The sequence below is a fragment of the Paraburkholderia nodosa DSM 21604 genome, assembly GCF_000519185.1.
GTDB classification, from domain to species: Bacteria; Pseudomonadota; Gammaproteobacteria; order Burkholderiales; family Burkholderiaceae; genus Paraburkholderia; species Paraburkholderia nodosa.
The window spans coordinates 1-18,936 of the sequence record NZ_JAFA01000073.1 but is presented as its reverse complement, the minus strand read 5'-3'; the positions used below and the strand labels follow the sequence as shown (position 1 = coordinate 18,936).

Here is an 18,936-nt window from a genome sequence, read left to right as displayed (position 1 = left end):
ATCACGGTGAAGCTGATCGCTCCGATCGCGATGGAAGAAGGTCTGCGCTTCGCAATCCGCGAAGGTGGCCGTACCGTCGGCGCCGGCGTGGTTGCAAAGATCATCGAGTAAGTTTTTGCCAGTCTCGTTGATCGACTAAGTGGTTTCGGGGTTGGCGATGCCGCCAACCCCAAAATGGTTTAGGGGTATAGCTCAACTGGCAGAGCGTCGGTCTCCAAAACCGAAGGTTGGGGGTTCGATTCCCTCTGCCCCTGCCAACTTCTCGCGCCTCGGCGCGTTGTTCTTTAAGGTGTTATGGCGAATCCTTCCGTCGAAACTGTTAATACTTCCAGCGACAAGCTGATGCTTGCGGCGGGCGTATTGTTGGTTGTGGCCGGGTTCGTAGGGTTCTACTGGCTCGGTAGCCAGGAGTGGTATGTCCGCGGTGCAGCGCTCGCAGTGGGCGTAATCGCGGGGGTGGTAGTCGGTCTTCTCTCGGCGCCCGGCAAGAGCTTCATCGCGTTTGCCAAAGACTCGTACAAGGAAGTTCGCAAGGTCGTCTGGCCGACTCGCAAAGAGGCGACGCAAACGACGCTGGTGGTCTTCGGTTTTGTGCTGGCAATGGCCATCATTCTGTGGGTTTGCGACAAATCCATCGAGTGGGTGATTTTCTCGGCGATTCTGGGTTGGAAATGATATGAGCGATACACCGGCATCCCCGAGCGGAAAACGTTGGTATGTGGTGCACGCCTACTCCGGCATGGAGAAGAGCGTGCAACGTGCGCTTCAGGAGCGCATCGAACGTGCTGGCATGCAGGACAAGTTTGGCCAGATCCTCGTTCCGACTGAAGAAGTGGTCGAGGTGAAGGGTGGTCACAAATCGGTGACCGAACGTCGTTTCTTCCCGGGCTATGTCCTGGTAGAGATGGAAATGACGGACGAAACGTGGCACCTCGTGAAGAACACGGCAAAGGTGACTGGTTTCGTCGGCGGGGCGCGTAATCGCCCGAGCCCGATTTCGCCGCGCGAAGTCGAAAAGATCATGTCGCAGATGCAGGAAGGCGTTGAGAAGCCGCGCCCCAAGACCCTGTTCGAAGTCGGCGAGATGGTCCGTGTGAAGGAAGGTCCGTTCACGGACTTCAACGGCAGCGTCGAAGAAGTCAACTACGAAAAGTCGCGCGTCCGGGTCTCCGTCACCATTTTCGGTCGCGCCACACCGGTCGAACTCGAATTCGGCCAGGTCGAAAAGCTGTAAATCGAATACTACGGATCGCGCCTCTGGTGCGATCCGTTTTTCCGCGCTTACGGTCCGCGTTATGGCCGTAGAGGAGCGCCAGTAGTCCAATTGGCTGTCGATGTCGCCAAAGCAGTTGGCACAGCGAAGATTGTGGCGAACGCGCGCTACCACTCACCAGAACGCTCACGCGTTCCAAAGAGGTTTTCAACATGGCAAAGAAAATCATCGGCTTTATCAAGCTGCAGATTCCTGCAGGTAAAGCCAATCCGTCGCCGCCGGTCGGCCCGGCACTGGGTCAGCGCGGCCTGAACATCATGGAGTTCTGCAAGGCGTTCAACGCGCAGACTCAAGCGATGGAGCCGGGTCTGCCGACGCCGGTCGTGATCACGGCTTTCGCGGACAAGAGCTTCACGTTCATCCTGAAAACGCCGCCGGCCACGATTCTGATCAAGAAGGCAGCGAAGGTCGACAAGGGTTCGGCCAAGCCGCACACCGACAAGGTCGCTACGATCACCCGCGCGCAAGCCGAGGAAATCGCCAAGACCAAGATGCCGGACCTCACGGCAGCCGATATGGATGCAGCGGTTCGCACGATCGCTGGTAGCGCCCGCTCGATGGGCATCATCGTGGAGGGTGTGTAAATGGCTAAGGTTTCGAAGCGTCAAAAGGCACTGGCTGCCAAGATCGACCGCCAAAAGCAGTACCCGATCGGCGACGCACTGTCGCTCGTGAAGGAATGCGCCACGGCGAAGTTCGACGAGTCGATCGACGTTGCAGTGCAACTCGGCATCGATGCGAAGAAGTCGGACCAGGTCGTTCGCGGCTCGGTCGTTCTGCCCGCTGGTACCGGCAAGTCGGTCCGCGTTGCAGTGTTCGCGCAAGGTGAAAAGGCTGAACAAGCCAAGGCAGCAGGCGCAGAGATCGTCGGTATGGAAGACCTCGCCGAGCAGATCAAGGGCGGCAACCTGAACTTCGACATCGTGATCGCTTCGCCGGATACGATGCGCGTCGTCGGTACGCTCGGTCAGATCCTCGGCCCGCGCGGCCTCATGCCGAACCCGAAGGTCGGCACCGTGACGCCGGACGTGGCGACCGCGGTCAAGAACGCGAAGGCTGGTCAGGTGCAATTCCGTGTCGACAAGGCCGGTATCATCCACGCGACCATCGGCCGTGCATCGTTCGAGCCGACCGCGCTGCGCAGCAACCTGGACGCGCTCCTCGAAGCGCTGACCAAGGCGAAGCCGGCAACGAGCAAGGGCGTGTACCTGCGCAAGATCGCTGTCTCGAGCACGATGGGCGTTGGCGTTCGCGTCGACCAGACGTCGCTCGCAGCGTAATAGTTTCGCCGCGCTGAGGTCCGTAAGGGCGGCAGCGCGGATATAAAGGGCTTTGGGCGGTTGTGCAGCGGCAGCAAGCGCCGTGCAACCGGTTGTCAAAGACCGTTGGCGGAAGTGCAGCAGTCGGGTGCTTCCTTAATGCAAAGCCAACGCAGATGGCGAACCCGAAAAGGTTTTGAAGTGCTGATGTGAGCGGATGCGGGCGGCAACGCCTGACGATGCAAGCTGATTTACTCCGGACTGGTCGGTCGCCGTTGTTGAACGCGGCACATGTAGCGAAAGCAAAGTGTGTCGAATCTGGAGGTTAACCGTGCCACTGAACAAAGAAGGTAAGCAGGCCGTCGTGGCTGAAGTCTCCGCGCAAGTCGCGACGGCTCAGACCATGGTGCTGGCCGAGTATCGTGGAATCGCGGTTGGCGATCTGACCAAGCTGCGCGCGAAAGCGCGTGAGCAGCAGGTGTACCTCCGCGTGTTGAAGAACACGCTGGCGCGTCGCGCTGTCGAAGGTACCCCGTTTGCTCCGCTGGCAGAGCAGATGACTGGCCCCCTGATCTACGGCATCTCGGAAGATGCAATTGCTGCTGCGAAGGTCGTCAATGACTTCGCAAAGGGCAATGACAAGTTGGTCATCAAGGCTGGTTCCTACGAAGGCAAGGTGATGGACAAGGCGGGCGTGCAAGCGCTGGCCAGCATCCCGAGCCGCGAAGAACTGCTCTCGAAGCTGCTGTTCGTTATGCAGGCTCCTGTTTCCGGTATGGCGCGCGCTCTGGCCGCGCTGGCGGAAAAGAAGCAAGCAGAAGCTGCCTGATTTCAGGCAAGCGAACGAACACAGGCAAGCGAGAAAGATCGCTAGCTGTTTCCGAATTCAAATCTGGAGTAATTTCAAATGGCAATCGCAAAAGAAGACATCCTCGAAGCCGTTGGCTCGATGTCGGTTCTCGAACTGAACGAACTGGTCAAGGCTTTCGAAGAGAAGTTTGGCGTGTCGGCAGCTGCTGTGGCAGTCGCTGGCCCGGCAGGCGGCGGCGCTGCTGCTGCTGCTGAAGAGCAGACCGAATTCACGGTCAACCTGCTCGAAGCAGGCGCAAACAAGGTTTCGGTCATTAAGGCCGTTCGTGAACTGACGGGTCTCGGCCTGAAGGAAGCGAAGGACCTGGTTGACGGCGCACCGAAGCCCGTGAAGGAAGCGGTGCCCAAGGCTGCTGCTGAAGAAGCGAAGAAGAAGCTGGAAGATGCCGGCGCGAAGGCTGAAATCAAGTAAGTTTCAGCGCGCTGTGCGAAGGCTGGCGGTTTTTACACCGCCGGCCTTTTTGTGCTTTGTGGGTTCTGCGTTTTTGTGTTCGATTTTTTTGAAGTCGGAGGCAGGATGCGGGACCCAGAAGCCAAAGAAAAACGTCTTTCGCCGGGTGAAGGCCTCAAGGGCACCATCAGGGCGCACGACGCTTCTCTTTGTCTTCTGAAGCGACTGCAGAAGGCAAGTTTGGTCGGGCAGCGGGCACGTTATGACAAGCCGAAATCCGTTGCCGTCAGCCAGCGGTTGGTAGAGGCCAACCACCAAGCTTCCAGGGCTCGCGAAGCCATCGGGTCTCAGTCGGTGAACACTCGGGTCGTCCTACCCGCCGTGATTCGGAGATCGTATGCACTATTCCTTCACCGAGAAGAAGCGTATTCGCAAGAGTTTCGCGAAACGCCCCATCGTTCACCAGGTTCCTTTCCTGCTGGCTACCCAGCTTGAATCATTCAGCACATTCCTGCAAGCAGAAACGGCGACCGCGCAACGCAAACCGGAAGGTCTGCAGGCAGCGTTTTCGTCCGTTTTTCCTATTGTTTCCCATAACGGCTTTGCTCGTCTAGAGTTCGTCAGCTACATGCTGTCGTCGCCGGCATTCAACATCAAGGAATGCCAGCAACGCGGCTTGACGTACTGCTCGGCGCTGCGCGCCAAGGTCCGTCTCGTCCTGCTCGACAAGGAATCGCCGAGCAAGCCGGTCGTCAAGGAAGTGAAGGAGCAGGAAGTGTACATGGGCGAAATTCCGCTCATGACGCCGACTGGTTCGTTCGTCATCAACGGCACCGAGCGTGTCATCGTCTCGCAGCTGCACCGCTCGCCTGGCGTGTTCTTCGAACACGACAAGGGCAAGACGCACAGCTCGGGCAAGCTGCTCTTCTCGGCCCGTATCATTCCTTACCGCGGTTCGTGGCTCGACTTCGAGTTCGACCCGAAGGACGTGCTGTACTTCCGCGTCGACCGTCGCCGCAAGATGCCGGTCACGATCCTGCTGAAGGCGATCGGCCTCACGCCGGAACAGATCCTCGCGAACTTCTTCGTGTTCGACAACTTCACGCTGATGCCGGAAGGCGCGCAGATGGAGTTCGTGCCGGAGCGTCTGCGCGGTGAAGTCGCGCGCTTCGACATCAGCGATCGCGAAGGCAAGGTCATTGTCCAGAAGGACAAGCGGATCAACGCGAAGCACATTCGCGACCTCGAAACCGCGAAGACGACGTACATTTCGGTCCCCGAAGATTATCTGCTCGGCCGCGTGCTCGCGAAGAACGTCGTCGACGGCGACACGGGCGAAGTGATCGCGAACGCGAACGACGAGATCACCGAAAGCGTGCTCGAGAAGCTGCGCGAAGCGAAGATCAAGGACATCCAGACGCTCTACACGAACGATCTGGACCAGGGTCCGTACATCTCGTCGACGCTGCGTATCGACGAAACCGCCGACCGTATGGCCGCGCGCATCGCGATCTACCGCATGATGCGTCCGGGCGAACCGCCGACCGAAGAAGCGGTCGAGGCGCTGTTCAACCGCCTGTTCTACAGCGAAGAAGCGTACGACCTCTCGAAGGTGGGTCGTATGAAGTTCAACCGCCGCGTGGGCCGTGACGAAATCGTCGGCCCGATGACGCTGCAGGACGACGACATCCTCGCGACCATCAAGATCCTCGTCGAGCTGCGCAACGGCAAGGGCGAAGTGGACGACATCGACCACCTCGGCAACCGTCGCGTGCGTTGCGTGGGCGAACTCGCGGAAAACCAGTTCCGCGCGGGTCTCGTGCGCGTCGAACGTGCAGTGAAGGAGCGCCTCGGCCAGGCCGAAAGCGAAAACCTGATGCCGCACGACCTGATCAACTCGAAGCCGATTTCGTCGGCGATTCGCGAGTTCTTCGGTTCGTCGCAGCTGTCGCAGTTCATGGACCAGACCAACCCGCTGTCGGAAATCACCCACAAGCGCCGCGTGTCGGCACTTGGCCCGGGCGGTCTGACGCGCGAGCGCGCTGGCTTCGAAGTCCGCGACGTGCACCCGACCCACTATGGCCGCGTGTGTCCGATCGAGACGCCGGAAGGTCCGAACATTGGTCTGATCAACTCGCTCGCGCTGTATGCGCACCTGAACGAATACGGCTTCCTCGAAACGCCGTACCGCAAGGTCGTGGACAGCAAGGTGACCGACCAGATCGACTACCTGTCGGCGATCGAAGAAGGCCGTTACGTGATCGCTCAGGCGAACGCGGCGGTGGCTGAAGACGGCACGCTGACCGACGAACTCGTTTCGTCGCGTGAAGCGGGCGAAACGCTGATGGTCACGCCGGACCGCATCCAGTACATGGACGTGGCGCCGTCGCAGATCGTCTCGGTTGCAGCCTCGCTGATTCCGTTCCTCGAGCACGACGACGCGAACCGTGCACTGATGGGTTCGAACATGCAGCGTCAGGCCGTGCCTTGCCTGCGTCCGGAAAAGCCGGTCGTCGGTACGGGTATCGAGCGCACCGTTGCGGTCGACTCGGGTACGACGGTTCAGGCGCTGCGTGGCGGCGTGGTTGACTACGTCGACGCAGGCCGTATCGTGATTCGCGTGAACGATGATGAAGCTGTCGCCGGTGAAGTCGGCGTGGACATCTACAACCTCATCAAGTACACGCGTTCGAACCAGAACACGAACATCAACCAGCGTCCGATCGTGAAGATGGGCGACAAGGTTGCGCGCGGCGACGTGCTGGCTGACGGCGCATCGACCGATCTGGGCGAGCTCGCGCTCGGCCAGAACATGCTGATCGCGTTCATGCCGTGGAACGGCTACAACTTCGAAGACTCGATCCTGATCTCGGAGAAGGTGGTTGCGGACGACCGTTACACGTCGATCCACATCGAAGAACTGAACGTCGTTGCACGCGACACGAAGCTCGGACCGGAAGAAATCACGCGCGACATTTCGAACCTCGCGGAAGTGCAGCTTGGCCGTCTCGACGAGTCGGGCATCGTGTACATCGGCGCGGAAGTCGAAGCGGGCGACGTGCTCGTGGGCAAGGTCACGCCGAAGGGCGAAACCCAGCTCACGCCGGAAGAAAAGCTGCTGCGCGCGATCTTCGGCGAGAAGGCTTCGGACGTGAAGGATACGTCGCTGCGCGTGCCCTCGGGCATGAGCGGCACGGTCATCGACGTGCAGGTGTTCACGCGTGAAGGCATCCAGCGCGACAAGCGCGCACAGCAGATCATCGACGATGAACTGAAGCGCTATCGCCTCGACCTGAACGACCAGCTGCGCATCGTGGAAGGCGACGCGTTCCAGCGTCTCGCACGCATGCTCGAAGGCAAGGTCGCGAACGGCGGTCCGAAGAAGCTCGCGAAGGGCACGAAGATCGAGCGCGCGTACCTCGAAGATCTGGATCACTACCACTGGTTCGACATCCGCCTCGCGGACGAAGAAGCAGCGGCGCAGCTCGAAGCGATCAAGAACTCGATCGAAGAGAAGCGTCACCAGTTCGATCTGGCCTTCGAAGAGAAGCGCAAGAAGCTCACGCAAGGCGACGAACTGCCGCCGGGCGTGCTGAAGATGGTGAAGGTGTACCTCGCGGTGAAGCGCCGTCTGCAGCCTGGCGACAAGATGGCAGGCCGTCACGGTAACAAGGGCGTGGTGTCGAAGATCGTTCCGATCGAAGACATGCCGTACATGGCCGACGGCCGTCCGGCCGACGTCGTGCTGAACCCGCTCGGCGTGCCGTCACGGATGAACGTGGGTCAGGTTCTCGAAGTGCACCTCGGTTGGGCCGCGAAGGGTCTGGGCTGGCGTATCGGCGAAATGCTGCAGCGTCAGACGAAGGTTGCAGAACTGCGTGGATTCCTCACGAAGATCTACAACGAATCGGGCCACAAGGAAGACCTCGACAGCTTCAGCGACGACGAAATCTTCGAACTCGCGAGGAACCTGCGCGAAGGCGTGCCGTTCGCTACGCCGGTGTTCGACGGTGCGACCGAAGAGGAAATGGGCAAGATGCTCGATCTGGCGTTCCCGGACGACGTCGCTCATAACCTCGGCATGACGCCGTCGAAGAACCAGGTGCGTCTGTACGACGGCCGCACGGGCGAGATGTTCGAGCGTACGGTCACTGTGGGCTACATGCACTACCTGAAGCTGCACCACCTTGTCGACGACAAGATGCACGCGCGTTCGACGGGTCCGTACTCGCTCGTCACGCAGCAGCCGCTGGGTGGTAAGGCGCAATTCGGTGGTCAGCGTTTCGGTGAAATGGAAGTGTGGGCGCTCGAAGCGTATGGCGCTTCGTATGTGCTGCAGGAAATGTTGACGGTGAAGTCCGATGACGTGACGGGCCGGACGAAGGTGTATGAGAACCTCGTCAAGGGCGACCACGTGATCGACGCGGGCATGCCGGAATCCTTCAATGTGCTGGTGAAGGAAATCCGCTCGCTCGGCATCGACATCGACCTCGACCGCAACTAATCGGACTACGGAGAGAAGGCAATGAAAGCTCTGCTCGATCTATTCAAGCAAGTCCAACAAGAAGAAGTTTTTGACGCGATCAAGATCGGTCTGGCCTCGCCGGACAAGATCCGCTCGTGGTCGTTCGGCGAAGTGAAGAAGCCGGAGACTATCAACTACCGTACCTTCAAGCCGGAACGGGATGGTCTGTTCTGCGCGAAGATCTTCGGGCCGATCAAGGACTACGAGTGCCTGTGCGGCAAGTACAAGCGCCTGAAGCACCGTGGCGTGATCTGCGAGAAGTGCGGCGTTGAAGTCACGCTCGCCAAGGTGCGTCGCGAACGCATGGGCCACATCGAGCTGGCCTCGCCGGTCGCTCACATCTGGTTCCTGAAGTCGCTGCCGTCGCGTCTGGGCATGGTGCTCGACATGACGCTGCGCGACATCGAACGCGTGCTGTACTTCGAGGCATACGTGGTGATCGAACCGGGCATGACGCCGCTGAAGGCGCGTCAGATCATGACCGAAGAGGATTACTACAACAAGGTCGAGGAATACGGCGACGAATTCCGTGCCGAGATGGGCGCGGAAGGCGTGCGCGAGCTGCTGCGCGCGATCAACATCGACGAACAGGTCGAAACGCTGCGCACCGAGCTGAAGAACACCGGCTCGGAAGCGAAGATCAAGAAGTACGCGAAGCGCCTGAAGGTGCTCGAGGCCTTCCAGCGTTCGGGCATCAAGCCCGAATGGATGGTGCTCGAAGTGCTGCCGGTGCTGCCGCCCGAACTGCGTCCGCTGGTGCCGCTGGACGGTGGCCGTTTCGCGACTTCGGACCTGAACGACCTGTATCGCCGCGTGATCAACCGTAACAACCGTCTGAAGCGTCTGCTCGAGCTGAAGGCGCCGGAGATCATCGTCCGCAACGAAAAGCGGATGCTCCAGGAAGCGGTTGACTCGCTGCTCGACAACGGTCGTCGCGGCAAGGCGATGACGGGCGCGAACAAGCGTCCGCTGAAGTCGCTCGCCGACATGATCAAGGGTAAGGGCGGTCGTTTCCGTCAGAACCTGCTGGGTAAGCGCGTGGACTACTCGGGCCGTTCGGTCATCGTGGTGGGTCCGACGCTCAAGCTGCACCAGTGCGGTCTGCCGAAGCTGATGGCGCTCGAACTGTTCAAGCCGTTCATCTTCAACAAGCTGGAAACGATGGGCGTTGCCACGACCATCAAGGCTGCGAAGAAGGAAGTCGAGAACCAGACGCCGGTGGTGTGGGACATCCTCGAAGAGGTGATCCGCGAACACCCGGTCATGCTCAACCGTGCGCCTACGCTGCACCGTCTTGGCATTCAGGCTTTCGAGCCGGTGCTGATCGAAGGTAAGGCAATCCAGCTGCACCCGCTCGTTTGCGCGGCGTTCAACGCCGACTTCGACGGTGACCAGATGGCTGTTCACGTTCCGCTGTCGCTCGAAGCGCAGATGGAAGCGCGTACGCTCATGCTCGCGTCGAACAACGTCCTGTTCCCGGCCAACGGCGATCCGTCGATCGTGCCGTCGCAGGATATCGTGCTGGGCCTGTACTACGCCACGCGTGAAGCGATCAACGGCAAGGGCGAAGGCATGACGTTCACGGGCGTGTCGGAAGTGCTCCGCGCGTACGAGAACAAGGAAGTCGAGCTGGCTTCGCGCGTCAACGTGCGTATTACCGAAATGGTCCACAACGAGGACAAGTCGGAAGGCGCACCGGCGTTCGTGCCGAAGATCTCGCTGTACGCAACGACCGTTGGCCGTTCGATCCTGTCGGAAATTCTGCCGCCGGGTCTGCCGTTCTCGGTGCTGAACAAGCCGCTGAAGAAGAAGGAAATCTCGCGTCTGATCAACACCGCGTTCCGCAAGTGCGGTCTGCGCGAAACGGTGATCTTCGCTGACCAGCTGATGCAGTCGGGCTTCCGCCTCGCAACGCGCGCCGGTATTTCGATCTGCGTGGACGACATGCTCGTGCCGCCGCAGAAGGAAACCATCGTCGGCGAAGCCGCGAAGAAGGTGAAGGAGTACGACCGTCAGTACATGTCGGGTCTCGTCACCGCGCAGGAACGCTACAACAACGTGGTCGACATCTGGTCGAATACGTCGGAAGCGGTCGGCAAGGCGATGATGGAGCAGCTCGCGACGGAACCGGTGATCGACCGCGACGGCAAGGAAACGCGTCAGGAATCGTTCAACTCGATCTACATGATGGCCGACTCGGGCGCGCGGGGTTCCGCCACGCAGATTCGCCAGCTGGCGGGTATGCGCGGCCTGATGGCGAAGCCGGACGGCTCGATTATCGAAACGCCGATTACCGCGAACTTCCGCGAAGGTCTGAACGTGTTGCAGTACTTCATCTCGACCCACGGTGCACGTAAGGGTCTGGCTGATACGGCACTGAAGACCGCGAACTCGGGTTACCTGACGCGTCGTCTCGTCGACGTGACGCAGGATCTCGTGGTCGTCGAGGAAGATTGCGGCACGTCGAATGGCGTGGCGATGAAGGCCCTCGTGGAAGGCGGTGAAGTCGTCGAAGCGCTGCGCGACCGTATTCTCGGCCGTGTGGCGGTGGCAGACGTCGTCAATCCGGAAACCCAGGAAACGATCTACGCTTCGGGCGACCTGCTCGACGAAGATGCGGTCGAAACGATCGAAAGCCTCGGCATCGACGAAGTGCGCGTGCGCACGCCGCTCACCTGCGAAACGCGCTACGGCCTGTGCGCCTCGTGCTATGGCCGCGACCTCGGCCGCGGCTCGCGTGTGAACGTCGGCGAAGCCGTCGGCGTGATCGCGGCACAGTCGATCGGCGAACCGGGCACGCAGCTCACGATGCGTACGTTCCACATCGGTGGTGCGGCGTCGCGTGCGGCAGTGGCCTCGTCGGTGGAAGCCAAGTCGAACGGTACCGTGCGCTTCACGGCGACGATGCGTTACGTCACGAATGCGAAGGGCGAGCAAGTCGTCATCTCGCGTTCGGGCGAAGCCATCATCGCCGACGATCACGGCCGCGAGCGCGAGCGTCACAAGGTGCCGTACGGCGCGACGCTGCTGCAGCTCGATGGCGCGGCGATCAAGGCCGGCACGCAGCTCGCAACGTGGGATCCGCTCACGCGTCCGATCATCACCGAGTACGGCGGTACGGTGAAGTTCGAGAACGTCGAGGAAGGCGTGACCGTGGCCAAGCAGATCGACGACGTCACGGGTCTGTCGACCCTCGTCGTGATCGACGTGAAGCGCCGCGGCTCGCAAGCCGCGAAGAGCGTGCGTCCGCAGGTCAAGCTGCTCGACGCGAACGGCGACGAAGTGAAGATCCCGGGCACGGAGCATTCGGTGCAGATCGGCTTCCAGGTCGGCGCACTGATCACCGTGAAGGACGGTCAGCAGGTGCAGGTCGGTGAAGTGCTCGCACGTATCCCGACCGAAGCCCAGAAGACGCGTGACATTACCGGTGGTCTGCCGCGTGTGGCGGAACTGTTCGAAGCACGTTCGCCGAAGGACGCAGGTATCCTGGCGGAAGTCACGGGTACGACGTCGTTCGGTAAGGACACGAAGGGCAAGCAGCGTCTCGTTATCACGGACCTCGAAGGCAATCAGCACGAGTTCCTGATCGCGAAGGAAAAGCAGGTGCTGGTCCACGACGGTCAGGTCGTCAACAAGGGCGAAATGATCGTGGACGGCCCGGCCGATCCGCACGACATCCTGCGTCTGCAGGGTATCGAAGCGCTGTCGCGTTACATCGTGGACGAAGTGCAGGACGTGTACCGTCTGCAGGGCGTGAAGATCAACGACAAGCACATCGAAGTGATCGTGCGTCAGATGCTGCGTCGTGTGCAGATCACCGACAACGGTGATACGCGCTTCATCCCGGGCGAGCAGGTCGAGCGTTCGGACATGCTGGACGAAAACGACAAGATGAACGCCGAGGACAAGCGCCCGGCAACGTACGAGAACGTGCTGCTCGGTATTACGAAGGCATCGCTCTCGACCGATTCGTTCATCTCGGCGGCATCGTTCCAGGAAACGACGCGCGTGCTGACCGAAGCGGCGATCATGGGCAAGCGCGACGATCTGCGTGGCCTGAAGGAAAACGTGATCGTCGGTCGTCTGATTCCGGCTGGTACGGGTCTCGCCTTCCACAAGGCGCGCCGTGCGAAGGAATCGTCGGATCGCGAGCGTTTCGACCAGATCGCAGCGGAAGAAGCGTTCGAGTTCGGTACGCCGGAAACCCCGGCCGCCGAGCAGCCGCAACAGCCGCATACGACGGACGAGTAAGCGCGGGGCGGCGCAAGCCGCCTTTCGCCTCGGGCTCACATGCCCTCTCAAAAGCCGCCTGGTTTTCACCGGGCGGCTTTTTTATTTGGCGCTCGCGTTTTCCGCTTGAACCTGCGGCCTCGTGCCGCAGTGCCGGCCCGCTCGCTGCGCACATCGGTGAGGCGTGCTAACGTAGCGCGCCAAGTCCGCCTGTGTGGGTCTTTTCGTACGACACTGGCGGCATTTATCTGAATCTGGAGGCGGTAATCATGTGGGTGGTCGGGGTCGGTCTCATCCTGAATCTGGTGGCGTGTGTCGCCAGCTTTTCGCAGCTACTGCATCACGTCAGCAATCAGTCCGCAGCGAACTTCTTTGCGACCTTCCTCGTGATGTGGGCATTCCTGATCATCGGTTTCATCATGCTGCTGGCGGGCCGGGTCAAGGGCGGCGCCGCGCTGCTTACGGTCGGCTCGCTGATGTTCGTCGGCGCCAACGTCGTGCTCTTCGGGGCGAGCGTATTCGCGATCGCCGCCGCGGTCGTGGCCGTCGTGACGATCGTCGGTGCGTTTCGGATCGCGCGCCGGCGGCTCGTTGCCTGACGAACCCGCTTCACCCTGGTTGTGCGCGTTCGCGATCTGCGCGCGCGACTTCAGCGGTTTCTCCTGGCCGAATGGCCAATCTTCACGGTAGTGGCGGTTAAGGCGCGTCCGGGTTGGTAAAATCCTGCCCACCGCCTTTGCTCCGCACGCTCACCGCCTTCATGTCCCGTTCCCTCGAAATCCTCAACGAAGTCTTCGGCTATCCCGTGTTTAGAGGGCAGCAAGCCGAAATCGTCGAGCACGTCGCAGGGGGCGGCGATTCGCTGGTGCTCATGCCGACCGGCGGCGGCAAATCGCTCTGCTACCAGATTCCCGCGCTCGTGCGGCACGAAGCCGGGCTCGGTGCCGGCATCGTCGTGTCGCCGCTCATCGCGCTCATGCAGGACCAGGTGGCCGCGCTCACAGAAGTGGGCGTGCGCGCCGCTTATCTGAATTCGACGCTGAGCGGCGCCGAAGCGGCGGCTACCGAGCGGGCGCTGCGCGAAGGCGATCTCGACCTGCTTTACGTCGCGCCCGAGCGCCTCATGACGGCGCGTTTTCTCGACCTGCTCGAGCGCACGCGCATCGGCCTCTTTGCGATCGACGAAGCGCACTGCGTCTCGCAATGGGGCCACGACTTCCGGCCCGAATATATCCAGCTCTCGGTGCTGCACGAGCGCTTTCCGAACGTGCCGCGCATCGCGCTCACGGCAACGGCCGACGCCATCACGCGCGACGAGATCGCACACCGTCTCGCGCTCGACGACGCCCGAGTGTTCGTCTCGAGCTTCGACCGCCCGAACATCCGCTACCGCATCGTCGAAAAGGATAATGCGCGCTCGCAGTTGCTCGACTTCATCCGCGCGGAGCATACGCGCGCCGACGGCACCACGGATGCCGGCGTCGTGTATTGCCTCTCGCGCCGCAAGGTCGAGGAAACGGCCGAGTGGTTGAAAGGGCAGGGGTTGCGCGCGCTGCCGTACCACGCCGGCATGGAATTCGAGGTGCGCCAGAAGCACCAGGAAATGTTCCAGCGCGAAGAGGGTGTGGTCATGTGCGCCACCATCGCATTCGGCATGGGCATCGACAAGCCGGACGTGCGCTTCGTCGCGCATCTGGATTTGCCCAAGAGCGTGGAAGGCTACTACCAGGAAACCGGCCGCGCGGGGCGCGACGGGCTGGCGGCCAACGCGTGGATGGCCTACGGTCTCGGCGACGTGGTGCAGCAGCGCAAGATGATCGACGAGTCCGAAGCCGACGAGCAGCACAAGCGTGTGCAGACGGGCAAGCTCGACGCACTGCTCGGCCTGTGCGAAGCGGCCACGTGCCGGCGCGTGCGCCTGCTCGCCTACTTCGGCGAAGAGAGCAAGCCGTGCGGCAACTGCGATACCTGCCTCGAGCCGCCCGCCACGTGGGACGCCACGCGCGAGGCGCAAATGGCACTCTCATGCGTGTTCCGCGCGCAGCGCGCGAGCGGGTTCAATTTCGGCGCCGGCCACCTGATCGACATCCTGCGCGGCAATCGCAACGAGAAGATCCTGCAGCGCGGGCACGAGAAAATCTCCACCTTCGGCATCGGCTCCGCGCTTTCGGAACCGGAATGGCGCGCGATCTTCCGGCAATTGGTGGCGTTCGGCTATCTCACCGTCGACCACGACGGCTACGGCTCGCTCGTGCTCACCGAGGCGAGCAAGCCGGTGCTCAAGGGCGGGCAGAATGTCACGATGCGCCGTTACGTGAAGCCCACGCGTACGCGCACGTCGTCGAGCCGCACGAGTGAGCGCGCCGATCCGACCCTTGGCATGAGCCCGCGCCAGCGCTCGCGCTGGGAGCGCCTGCGCCTGTGGCGCACCGAAACCGCGAAGAGCGAGGGCGTGCCGGCCTATGTCATCTTCCACGACGCCACGCTGGCGGAAATCGCGCGCAACGGCCCGGAATCGGTGGACAAGCTGCGTGACATCCCGGGCATCGGGGCGCGCAAGCTCGAGCGCTTTGGCGAGGAGCTCGTCGAGGTCGTCGGCGACGAATAGGGCGCGGCGTTTCCCTTCCGGGTATTCCGGACGCCGCCGGATGTCACGGCGCTGTCACTTCTTCCGTCGTCCGAAATGTTGCAAGCCATTGACTCGCTTGGCCTTTTCGGAATATCATGCTGGGTTCCGGTCTTTGGGATGTCCGTGCTCGTCAATTGATTTGACGAAAACTAACGTCGAGTAGCCAATTCCGGAGTTCTCGTAGGAGTTTAGATGCATGGTTTTCCGCTTTGCCCGGAAATAAATGCGTCGATTTTGTTCAATTTCAGGAATAAACAATGCCAACCATCAATCAACTGGTTCGCAAAGGCCGCGCTTCGGAAACTGCGAAAAGCAAGTCGCCGGCCCTGCAGGACTGCCCGCAGCGTCGCGGCGTGTGCACCCGTGTGTACACGACGACGCCGAAGAAGCCGAACTCGGCACTCCGTAAGGTCGCCAAGGTGCGCCTGACGAACGGCTTCGAAGTCATTTCGTATATCGGTGGTGAAGGCCACAACCTGCAGGAACACTCGGTCGTGCTGATCCGCGGCGGCCGTGTGAAGGACTTGCCGGGTGTGCGTTACCACATGGTTCGTGGCTCGCTGGATACCCAGGGCGTCAAGGATCGTAAGCAGGCTCGTTCGAAGTACGGCGCAAAGCGCGCGAAGGCTGCGAAGTAAGAGTCAAGCGTCGTCTGCGCTTTCGGGTGCCGGCGATAAGAGCGACAGGTGCCGGATTGGCCGGTGCTGTCGAGTAAGTGGTCACCCGACCAGGCTGGTAAGTCGTAATGGATGAATCGGGTTAGTTGGTGGCCGCGGAGCGCAACGGATTCAACCTGCGCTTCAACTGAAAAGTTAAAGGAAGAAACATGCCGCGTCGTCGCGAAGTCCCCAAGCGGGAAGTGTTGCCGGATCCGAAGTTCGGCAATGTTGATGTAGCCAAGTTCATGAACGTGCTGATGCTCTCCGGCAAGAAGTCGGTTGCCGAGCGTATCGTGTACGGCGCTTTCGAACAGATCCAGACCAAGGGTGGCAAGGACCCGCTGGAAGTGTTCACTGTCGCGCTCAACAACGTGAAGCCGGTGGTGGAAGTGAAGAGCCGCCGCGTTGGTGGTGCGAACTATCAGGTTCCGGTCGAAGTGCGCCCCTCGCGTCGTATGGCATTGGCGATGCGTTGGCTGCGTGAAGCCGCGAAGAAGCGCAGCGAGAAGTCGATGGCCCTGCGTCTGGCAGGTGAACTCTCCGAAGCGGCCGAAGGCCGTGGCGGCGCGATGAAGAAGCGCGACGAAGTTCACCGGATGGCAGAAGCGAACAAGGCGTTCTCGCACTTCCGCTTCTAAGAGAAAGCCCCTACCGGGGTTTGCTCAAAAAACGGAAAAAATTCCGGGCGGGTGCGCTTATCGAGCGCCTCGCCCGTTTGTGTTCAGGCGCGTTGGGATCAACCCGGTCGGGATCGATCCGGCGCGCACCTCCTGATAGAGGATCAAAGTGGCTCGCAAGACTCCTATCGAGCGCTACCGTAACATCGGTATTAGCGCTCACATCGACGCCGGCAAGACGACGACGACCGAGCGCATTCTGTTTTACACCGGCGTGAACCACAAGATTGGTGAAGTTCACGACGGCGCCGCGACCATGGACTGGATGGAGCAGGAGCAGGAGCGTGGCATCACGATCACGTCCGCTGCTACGACCGCGTTCTGGAAGGGCATGGGCGGCAACTACCCCGAGCACCGCATCAACATCATCGACACCCCGGGCCACGTCGACTTCACGATTGAAGTCGAGCGCTCGATGCGCGTGCTCGACGGCGCGTGCATGGTCTACTGCGCTGTGGGCGGCGTGCAGCCGCAGTCGGAAACGGTGTGGCGTCAGGCGAACAAGTACAAGGTTCCCCGTCTCGCGTTCGTCAACAAGATGGACCGTACCGGCGCGAACTTCTTCAAGGTCTACGACCAGCTGAAGACGCGTCTGAAAGCGAACCCGGTTCCGGTCGTGGTGCCGATCGGCGCTGAAGACACGTTCACTGGCGTGGTCGACCTGATCAAGATGAAGGCGATCATTTGGGATGAGGCCTCGCAAGGCACGAAGTTCGACTACGTCGACATCCCCGCAGAACTCGTTGACACGTGCAACGAGTGGCGCGAAAAGATGATCGAGTCGGCAGCTGAAGCCAGCGAAGAGCTGATGGAAAAGTACCTCGGCGGCGAAGAGCTTTCCGAAGCCGAAGTCGTCAAGGCACTGCGCGACCGTACGATCGCGTGCGAAATCCAGCCGATGCTGTGCGGCACCGCGTTCAAGAACAAGGGCGTGCAGCGCATGCTCGACGCCGTGATCGACTTCCTGCCGTCGCCGGTGGACATCCCCCCGGTCAAGGGCGAACTCGAAAACGGCGAAACGGTAGAGCGCCGTGCAGCCGACGACGAGAAGTTCTCGGCACTCGCGTTCAAGATCATGACCGACCCGTTCGTTGGTCAGCTGATCTTCTTCCGCGCGTACTCGGGCATCGTCAACTCGGGCGACACCGTGCTGAACTCGACCAAGGGCAAGAAGGAACGCCTCGGCCGTATTCTGCAGATGCACGCGAACAACCGTGAAGAAATCAAGGAAGTTCGCGCAGGTGACATCGCTGCTGCTGTCGGCCTGAAGGAAGCGACCACGGGTGACACGCTGTGCGACCCGCAAAACCCGATCATCCTGGAACGCATGGTGTTCCCGGAGCCGGTGATTTCGCAGGCCGTCGAGCCGAAGACCAAGCCTGACCAGGAAAAGATGGGCATCGCCCTGAACCGCCTGGCGCAGGAAGATCCGTCGTTCCGCGTCCAGACGGACGAGGAATCGGGCCAGACCATCATTTCGGGCATGGGCGAGCTCCACCTCGAAATTCTGGTCGACCGCATGAAGCGCGAATTCGGCGTGGAAGCAACCGTCGGCAAGCCGCAGGTTGCGTACCGCGAAACGATCCGCGCGATCGCGAAGGACGTGGACGGCAAGTTCGTCAAGCAGTCGGGTGGTCGCGGCCAGTACGGTCACGCGGTCATTACGCTCGAGCCGAACGAGCAGGGCAAGGGCTACGAGTTCCTGGACGAGATCAAGGGTGGTGTGATTCCGCGCGAATACATCCCCGCGGTCGACAAGGGTATCCAGGACACGCTGAAGGCTGGCGTGCTGGCGGGCTTCCCGGTCGTCGACGTGAAGGTTCACCTGACGTTCGGTTCGTACCACGACGTTGACTCGAACGAAAATGCGTTCCGCATGGCCGGTTCGATGGCGTTCAAGGAAGCCATGCGCAAGGCGCAGCCGGTCATCCTCGAACCGATGATGGCTGTGGAAGTCGAAACGCCGGAAGACTACATGGGCAACGTGATGGGCGACCTGTCGGGCCGTCGCGGTATCGTCCAGGGCATGGAAGACATGGTTGGCGGCGGCAAGATCGTTCGCGCCGAAGTGCCGCTGTCGGAAATGTTCGGCTACTCGACGTCGCTGCGCTCGCTGACGCAGGGTCGTGCAACGTACACGATGGAATTCAAGCACTACGCAGAAGCACCGCGTAACGTGGCCGACGCGATCATCAGCGCGAAGGCGAAGTAAGCATCGGCGCTCACTTGAGCACGCAGCGGACCCGGCATGGGCTGGGTCCGCGTAGCACAGTCACCGATTCATCACTTTTTTGAAAGAAGAGAAACATGGCAAAAGGTAAATTCGAACGGACCAAGCCGCACGTGAACGTGGGCACGATCGGTCACGTTGACCACGGCAAGACCACGCTGACGGCAGCGATCACGACGGTTCTGACCGCGAA

Annotated in this window: 15 protein-coding genes and 1 tRNA gene; all 16 read left to right on the top strand. The window is 61.0% G+C overall.

Annotated elements, in window-relative coordinates:
- The coding region (locus tag A3CW_RS51850) for an EF-Tu C-terminal domain-related protein (RefSeq protein WP_080366219.1) at positions 1-111 on the top strand (111 nt) is incomplete at its 5' end.
- Positions 112-181: 70 nt separating this feature from the next.
- Positions 182-257 (top strand) — tRNA-Trp (locus A3CW_RS0142485).
- Between the two features lie 37 nt (positions 258-294).
- On the top strand, positions 295-675 hold the full coding sequence (gene secE, locus A3CW_RS0142480; protein WP_028208940.1) for a preprotein translocase subunit SecE: 381 nt from the start codon (positions 295-297) through the stop codon (positions 673-675).
- A 1-nt stretch (position 676) separates the two neighbouring features.
- On the top strand, positions 677-1,234 hold the full coding sequence (nusG, locus tag A3CW_RS0142475) for a transcription termination/antitermination protein NusG (protein ID WP_028208939.1): 558 nt from the start codon (positions 677-679) through the stop codon (positions 1,232-1,234).
- A 191-nt stretch (positions 1,235-1,425) separates the two neighbouring features.
- Positions 1,426-1,857 carry a 50S ribosomal protein L11 gene (gene rplK, locus A3CW_RS0142470; protein ID WP_028208938.1) on the top strand — a complete coding sequence of 144 codons (432 nt, stop codon included), beginning with the start codon at positions 1,426-1,428 and terminating at the stop codon, positions 1,855-1,857.
- On the top strand, positions 1,858-2,553 hold the full coding sequence (gene rplA / locus A3CW_RS0142465) for a 50S ribosomal protein L1 (RefSeq protein WP_028208937.1): 696 nt from the start codon (positions 1,858-1,860) through the stop codon (positions 2,551-2,553).
- Positions 2,554-2,863: 310 nt separating this feature from the next.
- A complete protein-coding gene (gene rplJ / locus A3CW_RS0142460) occupies positions 2,864-3,361 on the top strand; it encodes a 50S ribosomal protein L10 (protein WP_028208936.1) in 498 nt (165 codons plus the stop codon).
- Between the two features lie 78 nt (positions 3,362-3,439).
- Complete coding sequence (gene rplL, locus A3CW_RS0142455) at positions 3,440-3,814, top strand: 50S ribosomal protein L7/L12 (protein WP_028208935.1); 375 nt, start codon at positions 3,440-3,442, stop codon at positions 3,812-3,814.
- 376 nt (positions 3,815-4,190) lie between these two features.
- Complete coding sequence (gene rpoB / locus A3CW_RS0142450) at positions 4,191-8,297, top strand: DNA-directed RNA polymerase subunit beta (RefSeq protein WP_028208934.1); 4,107 nt, start codon at positions 4,191-4,193, stop codon at positions 8,295-8,297.
- Between the two features lie 21 nt (positions 8,298-8,318).
- A complete protein-coding gene (rpoC, locus tag A3CW_RS0142445) occupies positions 8,319-12,569 on the top strand; it encodes a DNA-directed RNA polymerase subunit beta' (protein WP_028208933.1) in 4,251 nt (1,416 codons plus the stop codon).
- A 248-nt stretch (positions 12,570-12,817) separates the two neighbouring features.
- Positions 12,818-13,147: a hypothetical protein gene (locus tag A3CW_RS0142440; RefSeq protein WP_154678217.1), complete on the top strand. Its 330-nt coding sequence runs from the start codon at positions 12,818-12,820 to the stop codon at positions 13,145-13,147.
- Positions 13,148-13,308: 161 nt separating this feature from the next.
- Positions 13,309-15,156, top strand: coding sequence for a DNA helicase RecQ (recQ, locus tag A3CW_RS0142435; RefSeq protein ID WP_028208931.1), 1,848 nt, complete (start codon positions 13,309-13,311; stop codon positions 15,154-15,156).
- 278 nt (positions 15,157-15,434) lie between these two features.
- Positions 15,435-15,815 carry a 30S ribosomal protein S12 gene (gene rpsL, locus A3CW_RS0142430; protein ID WP_028208930.1) on the top strand — a complete coding sequence of 127 codons (381 nt, stop codon included), beginning with the start codon at positions 15,435-15,437 and terminating at the stop codon, positions 15,813-15,815.
- 188 nt (positions 15,816-16,003) lie between these two features.
- Positions 16,004-16,474, top strand: a complete 471-nt coding sequence (rpsG, locus tag A3CW_RS0142425; RefSeq protein WP_006053291.1) for a 30S ribosomal protein S7 — start codon at positions 16,004-16,006, stop codon at positions 16,472-16,474.
- Positions 16,475-16,622: 148 nt separating this feature from the next.
- Entirely contained in the window at positions 16,623-18,725 is a 2,103-nt protein-coding gene (gene fusA / locus A3CW_RS0142420) for an elongation factor G (protein WP_028208929.1), read from the top strand.
- 95 nt (positions 18,726-18,820) lie between these two features.
- Positions 18,821-18,936, top strand: a 116-nt coding sequence (locus tag A3CW_RS49555) for a GTP-binding protein (protein WP_035515644.1), incomplete at its 3' end; no start/stop codon positions are given.

Excerpts from the sequence above, each read along its gene's own strand:
- secE (WP_028208940.1), top strand. The coding sequence starts at position 295 with ATGGCGAATCCTTCCGTCGAAACTGTTAATACTTCCAGCGACAAGCTG.
- nusG (WP_028208939.1), top strand. The coding sequence starts at position 677 with ATGAGCGATACACCGGCATCCCCGAGCGGAAAACGTTGGTATGTGGTG.
- rplK (WP_028208938.1), top strand. The coding sequence starts at position 1,426 with ATGGCAAAGAAAATCATCGGCTTTATCAAGCTGCAGATTCCTGCAGGT.
- rplA (WP_028208937.1), top strand. The coding sequence starts at position 1,858 with ATGGCTAAGGTTTCGAAGCGTCAAAAGGCACTGGCTGCCAAGATCGAC.
- rplL (WP_028208935.1), top strand. The coding sequence starts at position 3,440 with ATGGCAATCGCAAAAGAAGACATCCTCGAAGCCGTTGGCTCGATGTCG.
- rpoB (WP_028208934.1), top strand. The coding sequence starts at position 4,191 with ATGCACTATTCCTTCACCGAGAAGAAGCGTATTCGCAAGAGTTTCGCG.
- rpoC (WP_028208933.1), top strand. The coding sequence starts at position 8,319 with ATGAAAGCTCTGCTCGATCTATTCAAGCAAGTCCAACAAGAAGAAGTT.
- A3CW_RS0142440 (WP_154678217.1), top strand. The coding sequence starts at position 12,818 with ATGTGGGTGGTCGGGGTCGGTCTCATCCTGAATCTGGTGGCGTGTGTC.
- recQ (WP_028208931.1), top strand. The coding sequence starts at position 13,309 with ATGTCCCGTTCCCTCGAAATCCTCAACGAAGTCTTCGGCTATCCCGTG.
- rpsL (WP_028208930.1), top strand. The coding sequence starts at position 15,435 with ATGCCAACCATCAATCAACTGGTTCGCAAAGGCCGCGCTTCGGAAACT.
- rpsG (WP_006053291.1), top strand. The coding sequence starts at position 16,004 with ATGCCGCGTCGTCGCGAAGTCCCCAAGCGGGAAGTGTTGCCGGATCCG.